Here is a 14,394-nt window from a genome sequence, read left to right as displayed (position 1 = left end):
TACGTATTTTTCACATACAATCACTTACTCTATTTCTTTACTAATTCTTTCGGCGCATGAATCCAGCTCATCATTTCACGAAGTTCTACCCCTACTTTTTCTAACTGATGATTGTGCTCTGCTTTTTTCATCGCATTATATGTTGGACGCCCAGCTTGGTTTTCTAAAATCCATTTCTTCGCGAATTCACCTTGCTGAATTTCTGTAAGTACTCGTTTCATCTCTTTCTTCATTTCATCTGTAACGATTCTCGATCCTGTTACATAATCTCCGAACTCAGCCGTATCTGAAATAGAATGGCGCATGTTCGTCAAACCACCTTCATACATTAAATCAACAATTAACTTTAATTCATGTAAACATTCAAAGTATGCAATTTCAGGACGATATCCACCTTCTGTTAACGTTTCAAAACCAGCTTTCACAAGTGCAGTTACCCCGCCGCAAAGTACCGCTTGCTCTCCGAATAAATCCGTCTCTGTTTCTTCTTGGAATGTCGTTTCAATTACACCTGCACGTGTACAACCTACACCTTTTGCATACGCAAGTGCTACACTTAATGCGGTGCCTGTTGCATCTTGATGTACTGCGACTAACGCCGGAACACCATTCCCTTCTTGGAATACACGGCGAACGAGATGACCTGGACTTTTTGGTGCTACCATTGCTACATCTACGTAACTTGGCGGGTTAATTTGTCCGAAGTGAATATTAAATCCATGTGAGAAAAGTAACATTTGCCCTTCACGGAGATTCTCTTCTACTTCTGTTTTATACACATGTGCTTGCTGTTCATCTGGCAATAACATTTGTACGACTTGCGCGGTTCGAACCGCTTCTGAAACACACATTACTTCAAACCCATCTGCTTTTGCTACTTCAAAAGACTTACCATGTCGAACACCAACTACAACTTCTACACCAGAATCACGTAAATTTTGTGCTTGCGCATGACCTTGAGATCCATAACCAATTACCGCAACTGTTTTCCCTTGTAATAACTCTACATTTGCATCTTTTTCATAATACGTTTTCATATTCGATACACTCCTTATAATTTATTTACTTGCAGTACATCAATTAATTTTTTCAACTGACCAACAAGTAATGTCGCTTCATTTTCAGTACAAACTGCTGTGAGTTTCATTTCAGAAACGCCACTAGTATCTCTTTCGTTTAAATGTAAAGAAGAAATATAATAGCCACGCCGAGCAAAAATTCCACTTATACGTAATAAGACGCTTGGCTCGTTATGAATAACGAGTGAAAAAGTATGACTCATTCTTCCCACCTCTTCATAATCATTTCGTTATTCCCTTTGTTTGGCGGAACCATCGGAAATACGTTTTCACCTTCTTCTACACAAAAATCAACTATGACAGGACCTTCGTGAGCAAATGCTTCTAACATCACTTGTTTCGCCTCTGTTGAATTTGTCGCCCTTAATCCCTTCACTCCATATGCTTCTGCCACTTTCACAAAATCTGGCGATCCAATTTTCGACTCTGATAAACGATTTTCATAAAACATCTCTTGCCATTGCCTTACCATCCCTAAAAATTTGTTATTTATAATAAATACTTTTACAGGAATATTATTTTCAGCAATTGTTTGCAGTTCTTGAATGTTCATTTGAAAAGAAGCATCGCCTGCAATACAAATGACGAGTTCTTCCTCTTTTGCAAGCTGAGCACCAACTGCTGCTGGGAAACCAAACCCCATCGTTCCTAGTCCGCCAGATGTTAGAAAAGTCCGTGGATTTTTCGCTTTATAAAAATGAGCAGCCCACATTTGATGCTGTCCTACTTCCGTCGTAACAATCGCTTCACCGTTCGTTAATTCACTTACTAGACTAATAACATGCTGTGGTTTTAACTCACATTCTTTTTGATGATAAGAAAGAGGATATTCCCTTTTCCATTCCTCGATTTTCGTAAGCCATTTTTCTGCCTGTGTACAAATCGGCATATGTAACAGCATGTGTAACGCTTTTTTCACATCTCCAACAATCGGATATTCCACAGTTACATTTTTATGAAACTCCGAAGGATCTATATCAATATGTACCTTTTTCGAATACGGAGAAAAAAGTTCTAATTTTCCTGTTACACGATCATCGAAGCGAACACCTAACGCAAGTAATAAATCACATTCTGTTACTGCCATATTTGCAGCGTACGTTCCATGCATGCCGAGCATTCCTAAAAATAACGAATCTCCTGGCGGATATGCACCAAGTCCCATTAAAGTGGAAACGACAGGAATACGATTTTCCCTCGCAAACTGAATAAGTTCATCAGAACCACCCGAATGAATGATCCCTCCTCCAATATAAAGAAGGGGACGTTTTGCTTCGGAAATTGCTTTAGCTACCTCTCTAAGCTTCCTACCGTCTGGCATAGGCTCTAATTTGTACCCTGGAATCTCAATTACTTCATTATAAAAACTTGTTACATTTTCATTTTGAACATCTTTTGGAATATCAATTAATACTGGTCCTGGTCGCCCGCTTTCGGCGATGTAAAAAGCTTCTTGTACAATACGTGATAAATGATTCACATCACGAACTTGGTAATTATGCTTCGTAACAGGTACTGTAATCCCGACAACATCTGCTTCTTGAAATCCATCTTTTCCGATGAGAGGTTTTGCGACTTGCCCTGTAATGACAACTAAAGGAATCGAATCCATATAAGCATCTGCTAAACCCGTAACTAAATTTGTCGCCCCTGGTCCAGAGGTAGCAAAGACTACCCCGACCTTTCCAGAAGCTCTCGCATATCCTTCTGCCGCATGAATGGCAGCTTGTTCATGACGAGTTAAAACGTGCTTCAAACCACTTCCATATAACGCGTCGTACACTGGCAAAATCGCTCCGCCTGGATAACCGAAAACAGTCGTTACACCTAATTTTTTCAAGCATTGAATAACATGTCCGGCACCTGTCACATCTTCACACTGTAATTTCTCACGTGTTGTATGCTGTTCCATTTTAATTAACTCCTCTCCCCTACCTACAGTAAGCTCTCCGCCAGTCCTGGAACACGTACTCCTCTTTCTCTCGTTAACTTTTTAAATTTCTCTGTCAATTGTTTCGTTACACTTCCTGGTTTTCCATCTCCAATCTCTCTTGAATCAACTTTTACAACTGGAATTAATTCTGCTGCCGTTCCTGTTAAAAACACTTCATCTGCTACATATACGTCATGGCGAGTAAATGGCCTTTCCTCACATGGAATATTAAGTCGTTCACATAGCTCGATAACACTATTTCTCGTAATACCTTCTAGCGCCCCTAAGTAAGAAGGAGGTGTTAACACTTTTCCATCTTTCACAACGAAAACATTGTCTCCAGATCCTTCACAAACATATCCTTGTTGATTTAACATAAGGGCCTCTAACACTCCTGCTTGTGCCGCTTCAATTTTCACAAGCACGTTATTTAAATAGTTCATTGACTTAATACGTGGATCTAATGCATCTGGCGTATTACGTCTCGATGCAACAGATACAACGCTTAGTCCATTATCGTAAAATTCCTGTGGGAATAACTTTAATTGTTCTGCAATGATAATAACGCTCGGTTTCACACAACTTCTAGGGTCGAGCCCTAAGTCACCTTTTCCTCTTGAAACAATTAATCGAATGTAGGCATCAGCATATTCATTTTTTTGCAATGTTTGTAAAACTGCTTCTTCCATTTCGTTAACTGTCAGTGGGATTGTAAGCAAAATAGATTTTGCCGATTCGTATAATCGTTTTACATGTTCTTTTAAACAAAATACATTTCCACCGTAACTACGAATCCCTTCAAATACACCATCTCCGTATAAAAAACCGTGATCATATACTGAAACAACTGCCTTTTCTTTTTCTACAAATTCCCCATTCATATAAATATACTGGTTTCCCATCTCACATCGCTCCTCTTTTTTCTCTCTATTTTTGCAATCTATTTCTATATCGATTGCTGAGATGAGTTATTTTAACAGAATATTCAGTATATAAACTTTAAAAATATACTCGTCTCAACAATCGATTACATACATACTTGTAGCAATCCATTGCTGAGACGAGGGAATCGTGGTACCACTCAGCTTCCTTACACTTCTCACGAAATATAAGCTCTGCAAGTCCAATTAGACTTTTGTTTTTCTATCGGAAACAACTCCGCTACTTTTTACTAGTTTTCAAAAGTAGTACTCCGAGGTGATTTTCAATGATGAAATTGTTACCACCCTCACAGCTTCTGGGCAGCTCTCTGAAACAATTTTCTTCATTTACTCTCCTCTTCTACGCATTATCGTATTCTATTTTTTAAAATAAAAACTCTCGCCTCAGCAATCAACTACTACAATTTAGTAGCTTTGATTGCTGAGGCGAGAGTTTCGCGGTACCACTCAGCTTCCTTATACTTCTCACGAAATATAAGCTTTGTAGGTCCAATTAGACCCCCGTCCTTTTACCGGAGACGATGCCGTCGCCCTCTACTCAGTTTCCCTTTCGCAAGCGATGCTCCGAGGTGATATTCAATGATTCGATTGTTACTACTCTCACAGCCTAGGAGCAGCTCTCTGAAACGATCATAACCATCTACTTTCCTCTTCTTTGCATATGTAACATATAAAGTTGAAAGATTCTTAATTAACTTTTATTTGTTAAACGTATTATAGGACGTTGTTCTTTTCATTGTCAACATGTTTTTCCGAAAAAAAATAAAATTCAATCAATTCAAGAGAATTCTATTTATTTTTTCTCAAAACAAAATCGGAATGAACTTCTTATACATACTCATATATTACTTAAGTATGTTCGCATTACTACATAAAGAAAAACAACTTAATAACATATAAAATTTTTTGAGGAGATGAGAAAACTATGTTAAAAGGAAAAGTGGCATTAGTTACAGGAGCAAGCCGAGGAATTGGACGTGCTATTGCAAAACGTTTAGCAAACGACGGTGCATTAGTTGCTATTCATTACGGAAATCGAAAAGAAGGTGCTGAAGAAACCGTTTATGAAATTCAATCAAATGGCGGATCTGCTTTTTCTATCTGTGCAAACCTTGAATCTTTACATGGTGTAGAAACTCTTTATAGTTCTTTAGATAGCGAATTACAAAAAAGAACTGGTAGTACTAAATTTGATATTTTAATAAACAACGCTGGAATTGGTCCTGGTGCTTTTATTGAAGAAACGACTGAACAATTTTTTGATAGAATGGTTTCAGTTAATGCAAAAGCACCATTCTTTATCATCCAACAAGCTCTATCTCGTTTACGTGACAATAGCCGAATTATTAATATTTCATCCGCTGCCACTCGTATTTCTTTACCTGATTTCGTTGCCTATAGTATGACGAAAGGCGCTATTAATACAATGACTTTCACACTAGCAAAACAGCTCGGAGCACGAGGAATAACAGTGAATGCAATACTTCCTGGATTTATTAAAACAGATATGAATGCGGAACTCTTGAGCGACCCAATGATGAAACAGTACGCTACTACCATTTCCGCTTTTAATCGCTTAGGTGAAGTAGAAGATATTGCCGATACCGCGGCATTTCTCGCTTCTCCAGACAGCCGCTGGGTTACTGGACAATTAATTGATGTGAGCGGAGGATCTTGTTTGTAATTTCTTAATCTACTTACGCAAAAAAAGCCAGCATTTTTGCTGGCCTTTTTCACTGTGTAAAACGATATCCTACTCCCCAAATTGTTTCGATGTATGATTTATCGAATGGATCGAGTTCAATTTTTTGACGAATATTTTTCACATGTACAGCAACCGTTGCTGCATCACCAATTACATCCATCCCCCATACAGTTTCAAAGAGACGATCTTTACTAAATACTTGATTTGGATGTTCTGCCATACAAGTTAATAAATCAAATTCTTTTCCTGTTAACATGACCTCAGTTCCATTTACAAATACACGTCGGGCCGATTTATCAATAAACAATCCTCGAATACGAATTTCATCTTTTATTAGTTCTCGTTTTCCTGTTAAACGATCATAACGAGCTAGATGAGCATTTACACGTGCCACCATTTCACTCGGGCTAAACGGTTTTATAATATAATCATCTGCTCCAAAACCTAACCCTTTAATTTTATCGATTTCCTCTTGTTTTGCGGACACCATAAGTATTGGTATGTCCTTTTCCAATCGAACTTGTTTACAAATTTCATATCCATCTATTCCCGGTAACATTATGTCTAAAATTAACAAGTCATAATCCTCTAGAAGAACTCTTTGTAAACCTTTTTCGCCAGAGTAATCAATATCTACTGTATACCCAGCAACCTCTAAATAATCCTTTTCTAACTCTGCTATAATAGCTTCATCTTCAATAATTAAAATTCTTTTCAAGATGCTCTCCTTTTTCTAATTGATTTTTTGTAATGTAAATGCCAGCGTCGTTCCTTTACCTTTTTTGCTTTCTACCCAAATATCACCACCATGTTGTGTGATAATCTGATGTGCAATTGACAAACCAAGTCCGCTTCCACCTGTTTTAGAATTTCTAGAATGATCTGCACGATAAAACCTTTCAAATATATGAGGCAACGCCTTCTCTTCTATTCCTACCCCATTATCTTTTATGTAAATCGTTACATAATCAATAGATTCGGTCATGCGAATTCCTATATATCCTTCTTCTTTATCCATATACTTCACACTATTCCAAATGATATTTGTAATAACACGACGTAATTTTTCACGATCACCTTTTACCAAAATAGAAGTATCCTTTTGAGCATCCCATCTCACTGTAATTCCCTTATCTTGCAATTCAAGCTGTAGTTCTTCTATGCAATCAGATAAGTATTGGTTAATTTCAACCTCTTCAAATTGAAATGGTTCCTCTTTCAAATCAAGTTTTGAAAAGAGAAAAAGCTCGTCAATTAATTGATCCATATCAAACACTTTATGATAAATAATCGTTAAATATTTATCTAATTGTTCTGGAGTTCGAGCGATACCTTCTTTAATTCCTTGTACATACCCTTTAATAGCCGTTATTGGCGTCCGTAAATCATGAGAAATATTTGAAAGCAACTCTTTACGATTCTTTTCATATTGCATTTGCAACTCGACCGATTCTTTCAATCTGCCACGCATCTCTTCAAACGATAAACTTAATTCACCTATTTCATCTTTCGCAAGTGGCTTTACTTGAAAATCTAAATCACCCTTTTGAATTCTTTCCGTTGCCTGCTTTAATGAATGCAATGGTTTAATAATACTCCGTGATATAAAATATGTTAATATTCCATTCGTAATAATTAACCCAAGTATTAAAGAGAATACGAAATACGGGAAAAATTCTCTAATCATTTCTTCTAAAGGATTTACATACTCAAATACAAAAATACTGATCTTATCCTTCTCTTCATCGTAGTAATCAAATTGCTTATAGTAAAAAGAATTACCCTCTATTTTCACATCCATTCCCTTTCTTTGTCCTTCCGTTTCAAATGCGGGTAGGTATTTATCAAACGAAGAGATTTTAAAATATGGGGATGAATATGTAAGCTCATCATTTTTTCGAATTAGTAATCCTGCTTGATTATCGTTTAATTCTTTATCAGTTTCCTTTAAAAAATGTATATCCTCTAATTTATCTGGAGCATAAGATGAAAGAATTTTCAACCTACTAAAAATATCATCTTCATCTTCTTTTGTACGAATAGCTCCCTCCTGCTCTTTATCAATGAGAGAATGACTATTTTGATTAAGACCAATGATTGCTTTTGCAATACGAATATCACCAAATAAAGTAACACTAATTAACATAACTGCTATACCGCAAAAAACGATTGGAATAATTACCATCGCAACATACGACAACAGCAATCTAATACGGATTGACATTACAGAACTCCTATAAACATTATAATTTTAGCTTGTTACAGAATTCACCGGAAACGAAACTTGACTCATCCAAATACCAGCTAATAATACGAGTATAGCTAGAACAATTTCTAAGAGCAATAAACGGCGATTAACTGTTCCCATATCGTTACCCCATGTTTTCGTTTGTCTCCATGCTACAATTGTAATTATACATACAGTAAGAATCTTTATATTTAAAAGGTTCGTCCATATTGAATTAAAATTAAAAAGTACCCAATTCCTTGTCTGTAGAAACACAATTAATTCCCCAGAAAGAAATGCTAGAATAAATGAAATACCAGCAATAATGCTAAAATGCTTACGGAAACGCTTTTGATCAAATGTAATTTTGTATAATGTTGTCCACGCTATAACAAGAACTAAATAAATAAGTGCTCCTAGCCACACTGCAATACTCATAACATGGACCATTCTAATTATAACTGCTGCCCAATTTGGATTAGTAATCCATACATGACCTGTGAAAGAAAAACTCGCAACAAGAAATCCCCAAACTAGCGCATACCATTCGTTCCCCATATGTTGCAAAGACATAAGAACTAATAATAGCAGTTGAATCATAATAACAACTGCAAATGGCGAATGAATAAGTAAACTTCCCTTCGGAATAACTGACTTATATACTATTAATTCGGTTATTAATCCTACTACAAGTATAGAGAAGAAAATCTTTTTCATATTCTTCATTCTTTGCAATATGGACGGTAATTTATAACGTTTAACAAACATATCGAGCCACTTTACTCCTGCTCCAATTAAAATCATTCCCTCTACAATATAGCGTAGTGCTACTATCATAACATCTGAAAATACTGAGCCACTCCCACTCGCATTTCCCTCTACCACTACATTAGTTTGTACTTCTTCTCCAATTGAAAAGGGATAGCCTCCCTCACTCGGATGTCCGTCTGCAGAAATCATAGACCACCTTACTGTGTAAGTACCATTATTTAAGTTTGGTAATTTCACTTTTATTTTTGTTGGGTTATCTAATATTTCAACCTTTGATACTTGCACTCTCTTTGCACTTGAATCTAGCAGTTCAATATTGACTACATTTCCTGTAACTGGTTCACTAAATTCAAGAATAATCTGTTCCGGTTGTACTGTAAGAACCTCCCCCTCTTTAGGGGTGGCTCCTACAACACTTGTATGAGCAAATACACTACTATGAGAAAATAAAAATATACTTACACTTGTTAACATAAATACTATCATTCTATAAAGCATGAAAACCTCCGTATTATTATTCTGGATGATTACCTGAGTGATCTCCGGTAGAAAATGGAGTAGTTACCCCCTCATAATTCATCATCGTATGCATTCCTTTTTCCGCATGAACGAGATGATGACAATGAACCATCCATAGTCCACTATTATTTGCCTCTAAAGCAATTTCATATTCTTCTCCCGGAAAAACATTAACTGTATCTAAGTAAATCGGACTTCCCTCCATTGGTTTACCATTTTTAGAAATAACTTGGAATGTATGTCCATGTAAATGCATTGGATGAATTTCCTCTCCCTTATTTTTAAAGCGTATCTTAACTTTATCTCCTTTCTCTACTTTAATGGGTGGAATATCAGGTGATGTCTTTCCATTAATCGTATACACCCATTTTTCTTGTCCATTTACATCTTTCACACCTTCTGCCAAATCCATATCATAGACCTTTGTAAACTTTGAATCTATCGTAAACTTGCCAACTTCTTTTTCTCCATATTTCGTAAAATCAAACCATGGATAACTCTTTATATCAATAGGTTTTTTCGGCAAAGAACCATTCCCAATAGTCGCCGTTAACATTCGATTCATTTTCTTAGATGGATCCACATTAATAAGTTTTACACTCGTTGTTTCCGGCATTTTAAAAACAAGGTCATAACGTTGTGCAGCTCCCATCGGAAGAATTGCTTTATCTAGCTCGTCCCCACCTTTTATATCACGACCATCTAATGCGATAATTTGAAATGGCGCCCCAACTAATGTCATTAAATGCGTATTATTCCCAGCATTAATTAAGCGAAGGCGTACTGTTTCACCTGGTTTTGCATCCAATCGTAGTCCCTCACTTGTATCATTTAATGTAAATACATCGTAATCATCTCCATCAGATAAATCTTTGAGTTGATCATTACTTGGCATCATTAACGGGCCTTCTAAAGTTTGCGCCTTTTCATTTCGAATATGATTGCTAGGGTAGCTATCCCAATCTTTATCTTGTTCGCCATTATGCTTACGGGTTTTTATGGCTCCTGTTTTCCATTCATGGATCGCCACTGTATAATCCTTTTCATATTTTACAGCTGGTTTATTCGGTTCAATAACAATGGTTCCAAATAGTCCCCGCTCCGTTTGTATTGCACTTTTTTGATGTGAATCATACCAATATGTCCCCACCTGATCAGCATTAAATGCATATGTATATGTTTCACCTGGTTTTATAGCATTTTGCGTAACACCTGGAACACCGTCTACCGCCGCTGGAACATCTAATCCGTGCCAATGGATTGTAACTGGTTCTGGCAATTCATTTTTCAAATTTACAACAATACGTTCACCTTGTTTAACTCGAATTTGAGTACCCGGTGATGTTCCATCAAAAGTCCATGCATCTACCTTTTTCCCATCTCCCAAATCTAAACTGGCTACTTTCGCCGTAATATTAAAAGTTTTTGTAACCCTTTTTTTGGCATCTGAATTAGCAATAGATGTAATTGATTCTGAAGTAGATGTTGCATCTGTTAACTTCTTTTTTTCATTTGTACCTGGGTAATTATTTATTAAAAAATATCCAAAAATAACTAACCCTAATAGTAAGCATGCCGCAATCAATATATTTCTTAAATCGCTTTGTATAAATTCCTTTTTCATATTAGTCTCTCTTTCATTTTTTGTTGTAAACTATTAATTTTCATACGTAGATTCATTGCCTATCACCTCACATATTCACTTCGATTTACATCATAACACTCAGAAAAAAAGAAACTTTGAAGGAATTTTAAAGACTTTATAAAGAAATATATTTCAATTTTTCTTTACTTCTAAATCTTTTTTATTGCGCAATAAAAAAGAATGTATAATACTATATAAAACATATATATTTAGGAGGATTACAACAATGTCCGAAAAAACATACGAACTCGCAACCTTCGCAGGCGGTTGCTTTTGGTGCATGGTAAAGCCATTTGATGAACTTCCTGGTATTCATAAAGTACTTTCTGGCTATGCAGGTGGTCATGTAGAAAACCCAACATATGAACAAGTAAAAGCTGGTACATCTGGTCATTTAGAAGTTGTACAAATTACATTCGATCCTTCTATTTTTCCATATGAAAAATTACTAGATTTATATTGGCCACAAATCGATCCAACTGATGATGGCGGACAATTCTTTGACCGCGGTCCCTCTTATCGCACTGCTATTTTTTATCATAATGAAACGCAAAAAGAGCTTGCTGAAAAATCAAAACAGGCTCTTGCAGAAAGCGGTATGTTTAAAGAGCCAATCGTAACTGAAATTCGCCCGGCTGCACCTTTTTATGAGGCTGAAGAATACCATCAACATTTTTATAAAAAAAATCCGGAGAAATATGCTACTGAGCAAAAAGAATCTGGCCGTGAAGACTTTATAAAAGAAAATTGGCAAAAAAAATAATAAAAATGCATCGTACCTTTTAAGTACGATGCATTTTTATCTTTGAAAAAAGTACCATACAATGATGAGAACAACCGCTGTCAATGTCCAAAGTGCGATTTCATTTTTCACTCTACTCTTTTTCTTATTCATTTCCTCTCCTCCTAATAGAAATACAACATATTCAAGATTTCCTCTGTTTCATTGTCCACCTTATATACGTGAATACATCCTTACAAATTTTTATAACAAGACCACCGACGATTCCGATTGCAATTGAAATTACTAACATCTGTACAAAACTAAAAGTAGTTGTGTATGTCATGTAGATAACAATGCATACAAGTAAAACATCCGGTAAAGAAAGCAAAAACTTTTTAAGCATTTCTTCAGCTCTCCTATGCTTTATTTGTAATTTATACTTTCTACTGTAGCTTTGAAATAAAGTTTGTTCAAAAATTCCATTTAGACACTCATTTTATGGAAAAAGAATAAGAACCTCTTTTAAAAAGGGGTTCTTATCTACATATCCTATTCCATGATTACTCCTAAAATAGAATAATATTACTAGTGATTTGTTGTGAATTAACTATTTGCCAGGCAATCGGATGTTACGCCAGCTACCTACATCGCATTGACCGTATGTATTATCACCTACTGCTACCACCGTGCCATCTAATTTCAGACCAACCGTATGCGCACAACCCGCCGCTATCGCTACAATATCACGCCAATCGCTTACATTACATTGACCATACTCATTCCAGCCGACTGCCACCACGGTACCGTCTGATTTAAGTCCGATTGTATGATTCGTACCAGCCGCTATTGCCATAATATCTTTCCAGCTGCCTACATCGCATTGACCAAGTTTATTATTACCCACTGCCATCACTTTGCCACCCGATTTCAAACCAACAGTATGAAGATAACCTGCTGCCAACTCCACCATAGCACGCCATCCACTTACATTGCATTGGCCATATCGATTATTCCCCACAGTCGTCACTGTTCCGTCCAATTTAAGACCGACTGTATGCCAGTCACCCGCCGTGACCGCCACAATATCACGCCAGCTGCTTATATTACATTCTCCTTCTTTATTTCGGCCCATCGCTATTACCGTACCATCCGGTTTAAGACCAATGGTACGACGCCACCCTGCCGCAACCGATACAATATTATGCCAGTCGTTTACATCACATTGATCATGCTTATTCCACCCCACCGCTTCCACAGTATTATCACTTTTAAGAGCGATTGTATGAGCATTACCCGTGTTCGTCGCCATATGAACATTGCCCGCTGCGACTGCTTCAATATCACACCAACCGCTTACATTGCATTCTCCTTCTTTATTTCGCCCCACTGCCACAACTGTGCCATCCGATTTAAGAGCAACTGTATGACCACGACCTGCCGCTATCGTATCTTTAGGCCACCGTTTCACTTTTAACATTTCTTCTTTCGGTGAAATGTAATTCATGTTTTACCTCCTTGCATATAAACAACTGTATCCAAATAGATATTTTTATCTAATTTCATTATAAATGACCCGACTTTTTTTATAAATTTACAGCTACAAAAGAAGCCTATTATTATTTCTTCAAAAAATAAAAACCTCCAGTTTAAATACTAGAGGTCCCTTCTTTATTTCTTCAATCGTTCAATAAAATCGTTCAATTTATCAAGTGATTTCATATTCTGATTACAAGCTACACCATCTTTGCAAATATAGTTTCCCTTTTTAACGAAAGTTCCTTGTACATCACCTTTAATTTCAACTAAAAACATCCCTACTTCTTCATGTCCATGACATAATGAACAAATGCTCTTTTTATTTAAACTTTGGAACGTTCCTTGCAGACCAACAAACTTATTTTTATCATTTTTCGCTATTATAAATTTCCTGCTTGACCGATACGATAAACTTAACTAAATCTATACAATTCAATCAAATTTACACGAGTTAGTGCTTCATCGTGTTCTCGCAACCCCAAAGGGACGAGGGGTATAACACTCCACACGAGGCAGTATCGTTACCTCCTATTATCAAGCATTTATTTTACCCATCTTGATAAATTTATCGCAGCATTTACATCCCTATCGTGATGGCTATTGCATTCGACACAACGCCACTCACGTATTTTTAAACTCCACTGTCCTTCTGGTTGAACTGAATGGTCGTATTTTACGCCGCAACATGAGCAAATCTTGCTTGAGGCGAACCATTTATCAGCTTTTACATACGCAATGCCATACTTCTCGCACTTGTATGATAAACATTGAAAGAAGAAGTGTAATTTTTGAAATGAAAATGCTTTCGATAGTTTTTTGTTTTTTAACAGGTTTGAGATAGGTAAGTCTTCCACAACAATCCTCATTGGTTTGGTTTTCACCAATTTAGCTGTTGCTTGATGGATATGGTTATTTCGGATATTCGTAATTTTCCTAGATAACCGCAGGTGCTCAGCTTTCGCTTTTTCATATCCGGCAGATTGAATTTTTACACCTTTTTTAAATCTCCTAGACATATCTCTTTGAGCTGACTTTTTCCTTTTCAAAAGTTTTTTAACCTTGGCATCTTTGTTTATATTTCGTTCTTTCGTACCATTAGAAGCTACAAACAACTCTTTTAAACCAATGTCCACACCAATCGATTCATTGGTTAGTTCTTGTGATTCAAAGTCTTCTTGGAATCCTACACTAATCCACCAGTGACGACCATCAAATGTAACTCTTGGATTGGATGGTTTTTTGTTTCTTGGTAGTTGTTGGCTTGTTTTCACTTCTCCAATAGACTGAATATGAACTACTTTCTTTCCTATAATC

The 14,394-nt window shown here is 36.5% G+C and carries 13 protein-coding genes, 1 pseudogene and 2 other annotated features; of the genes and pseudogenes, 2 read left to right on the top strand and 12 right to left on the bottom strand.

From position 1 onward, the window contains the following. Nucleotides 1-29: 29 nt before the first annotated feature. From ilvC to ilvE, 4 genes are read right to left on the bottom strand one after another with little or no spacing between them, the layout of a single operon-like run. Complete coding sequence (gene ilvC, locus ACLBWW_RS15085; RefSeq protein WP_447614108.1) at nucleotides 30-1,037, bottom strand: ketol-acid reductoisomerase; 1,008 nt, start codon at nucleotides 1,035-1,037, stop codon at nucleotides 30-32. A 14-nt stretch (nucleotides 1,038-1,051) separates the two neighbouring features. Continuing rightward, on the bottom strand, nucleotides 1,052-1,282 hold the full coding sequence (locus ACLBWW_RS15080; RefSeq protein ID WP_000019914.1) for an ACT domain-containing protein: 231 nt from the start codon (nucleotides 1,280-1,282) through the stop codon (nucleotides 1,052-1,054). Continuing rightward, nucleotides 1,279-2,991 carry an acetolactate synthase large subunit gene (ilvB, locus tag ACLBWW_RS15075; protein WP_098633588.1) on the bottom strand — a complete coding sequence of 571 codons (1,713 nt, stop codon included), beginning with the start codon at nucleotides 2,989-2,991 and terminating at the stop codon, nucleotides 1,279-1,281. The genes ACLBWW_RS15080 and ilvB overlap by 4 nt, the downstream gene beginning before the upstream one ends. 23 nt (nucleotides 2,992-3,014) lie before the next feature. Then, nucleotides 3,015-3,914 carry a branched-chain-amino-acid transaminase gene (ilvE, locus tag ACLBWW_RS15070; RefSeq protein ID WP_447614107.1) on the bottom strand — a complete coding sequence of 300 codons (900 nt, stop codon included), beginning with the start codon at nucleotides 3,912-3,914 and terminating at the stop codon, nucleotides 3,015-3,017. Nucleotides 3,915-4,065: 151 nt separating this feature from the next. After that, nucleotides 4,066-4,305 (bottom strand) — a binding site (T-box leader). A gap of 67 nt (nucleotides 4,306-4,372) precedes the next feature. Continuing rightward, nucleotides 4,373-4,618, bottom strand: a binding site (T-box leader). A 260-nt stretch (nucleotides 4,619-4,878) separates the two neighbouring features. On the opposite strand from ilvE, the gene ACLBWW_RS15065 reads away from it, so the two are divergent. After that, nucleotides 4,879-5,637: an SDR family oxidoreductase gene (locus ACLBWW_RS15065; protein WP_048543286.1), complete on the top strand. Its 759-nt coding sequence runs from the start codon at nucleotides 4,879-4,881 to the stop codon at nucleotides 5,635-5,637. A gap of 49 nt (nucleotides 5,638-5,686) precedes the next feature. Here ACLBWW_RS15065 and ACLBWW_RS15060 read toward each other — a convergent pair whose 3' ends face one another. Genes ACLBWW_RS15060 through ACLBWW_RS15045 form a run of 4 tightly spaced genes read right to left on the bottom strand, consistent with a single transcriptional unit; the run spans nucleotide 5,687 to nucleotide 10,799 of the window. Beyond that, nucleotides 5,687-6,376 carry a response regulator transcription factor gene (locus ACLBWW_RS15060; protein WP_000821645.1) on the bottom strand — a complete coding sequence of 230 codons (690 nt, stop codon included), beginning with the start codon at nucleotides 6,374-6,376 and terminating at the stop codon, nucleotides 5,687-5,689. A 15-nt stretch (nucleotides 6,377-6,391) separates the two neighbouring features. Beyond that, on the bottom strand, nucleotides 6,392-7,882 hold the full coding sequence (locus ACLBWW_RS15055; protein WP_048543287.1) for a sensor histidine kinase: 1,491 nt from the start codon (nucleotides 7,880-7,882) through the stop codon (nucleotides 6,392-6,394). Nucleotides 7,883-7,909: 27 nt separating this feature from the next. Then, nucleotides 7,910-9,154 carry a copper resistance CopC/CopD family protein gene (locus tag ACLBWW_RS15050; RefSeq protein ID WP_048543288.1) on the bottom strand — a complete coding sequence of 415 codons (1,245 nt, stop codon included), beginning with the start codon at nucleotides 9,152-9,154 and terminating at the stop codon, nucleotides 7,910-7,912. Nucleotides 9,155-9,170: 16 nt separating this feature from the next. After that, nucleotides 9,171-10,799, bottom strand: coding sequence for a multicopper oxidase family protein (locus ACLBWW_RS15045; RefSeq protein WP_447614106.1), 1,629 nt, complete (start codon nucleotides 10,797-10,799; stop codon nucleotides 9,171-9,173). Nucleotides 10,800-11,046: 247 nt separating this feature from the next. Here ACLBWW_RS15045 and msrA point away from each other — a divergent pair, with 247 nt between their 5' ends. After that, a complete protein-coding gene (gene msrA, locus ACLBWW_RS15040; protein ID WP_001291868.1) occupies nucleotides 11,047-11,583 on the top strand; it encodes a peptide-methionine (S)-S-oxide reductase MsrA in 537 nt (178 codons plus the stop codon). A gap of 163 nt (nucleotides 11,584-11,746) precedes the next feature. Here the strand turns inward: msrA and ACLBWW_RS15035 are convergent, their stop codons facing one another. The 4 genes and pseudogenes from ACLBWW_RS15035 to ACLBWW_RS15020 form a co-directional block, all read right to left on the bottom strand. Further along, nucleotides 11,747-11,947 carry a hypothetical protein gene (locus ACLBWW_RS15035; RefSeq protein WP_098080534.1) on the bottom strand — a complete coding sequence of 67 codons (201 nt, stop codon included), beginning with the start codon at nucleotides 11,945-11,947 and terminating at the stop codon, nucleotides 11,747-11,749. Nucleotides 11,948-12,151: 204 nt separating this feature from the next. Beyond that, the gene (locus tag ACLBWW_RS15030; protein ID WP_098080532.1) at nucleotides 12,152-13,048 is read right to left on the bottom strand and encodes an RCC1 domain-containing protein; all 897 of its coding nucleotides are present in this window, start codon (nucleotides 13,046-13,048) and stop codon (nucleotides 12,152-12,154) included. A 164-nt stretch (nucleotides 13,049-13,212) separates the two neighbouring features. Beyond that, nucleotides 13,213-13,479 (bottom strand): annotated as a pseudogene (locus ACLBWW_RS15025) (FusB/FusC family EF-G-binding protein); the annotation flags it as partial. 143 nt (nucleotides 13,480-13,622) lie between these two features. Beyond that, nucleotides 13,623-14,394: RNA-guided endonuclease InsQ/TnpB family protein (locus ACLBWW_RS15020; RefSeq protein ID WP_447614105.1), on the bottom strand; the 772-nt coding region annotated here is incomplete at its 5' end.

Source organism: Bacillus sp. M5A3_1b (genome assembly GCF_053345335.1).
The sequence above is the reverse complement of the archived record's forward strand: the minus strand, read 5'-3'. Positions and strand labels throughout refer to the sequence as shown.

Excerpts from the sequence above, each read along its gene's own strand:
- ACLBWW_RS15030 (WP_098080532.1), bottom strand. The coding sequence starts at position 13,048 with ATGAATTACATTTCACCGAAAGAAGAAATGTTAAAAGTGAAACGGTGG.
- ACLBWW_RS15055 (WP_048543287.1), bottom strand. The coding sequence starts at position 7,882 with ATGTCAATCCGTATTAGATTGCTGTTGTCGTATGTTGCGATGGTAATT.
- ilvC (WP_447614108.1), bottom strand. The coding sequence starts at position 1,037 with ATGAAAACGTATTATGAAAAAGATGCAAATGTAGAGTTATTACAAGGG.
- msrA (WP_001291868.1), top strand. The coding sequence starts at position 11,047 with ATGTCCGAAAAAACATACGAACTCGCAACCTTCGCAGGCGGTTGCTTT.
- ACLBWW_RS15065 (WP_048543286.1), top strand. The coding sequence starts at position 4,879 with ATGTTAAAAGGAAAAGTGGCATTAGTTACAGGAGCAAGCCGAGGAATT.
- ilvB (WP_098633588.1), bottom strand. The coding sequence starts at position 2,991 with ATGGAACAGCATACAACACGTGAGAAATTACAGTGTGAAGATGTGACA.
- ACLBWW_RS15035 (WP_098080534.1), bottom strand. The coding sequence starts at position 11,947 with ATGCTTAAAAAGTTTTTGCTTTCTTTACCGGATGTTTTACTTGTATGC.
- ACLBWW_RS15050 (WP_048543288.1), bottom strand. The coding sequence starts at position 9,154 with ATGCTTTATAGAATGATAGTATTTATGTTAACAAGTGTAAGTATATTT.
- ACLBWW_RS15045 (WP_447614106.1), bottom strand. The coding sequence starts at position 10,799 with ATGAAAAAGGAATTTATACAAAGCGATTTAAGAAATATATTGATTGCG.
- ACLBWW_RS15080 (WP_000019914.1), bottom strand. The coding sequence starts at position 1,282 with ATGAGTCATACTTTTTCACTCGTTATTCATAACGAGCCAAGCGTCTTA.
- ilvE (WP_447614107.1), bottom strand. The coding sequence starts at position 3,914 with ATGGGAAACCAGTATATTTATATGAATGGGGAATTTGTAGAAAAAGAA.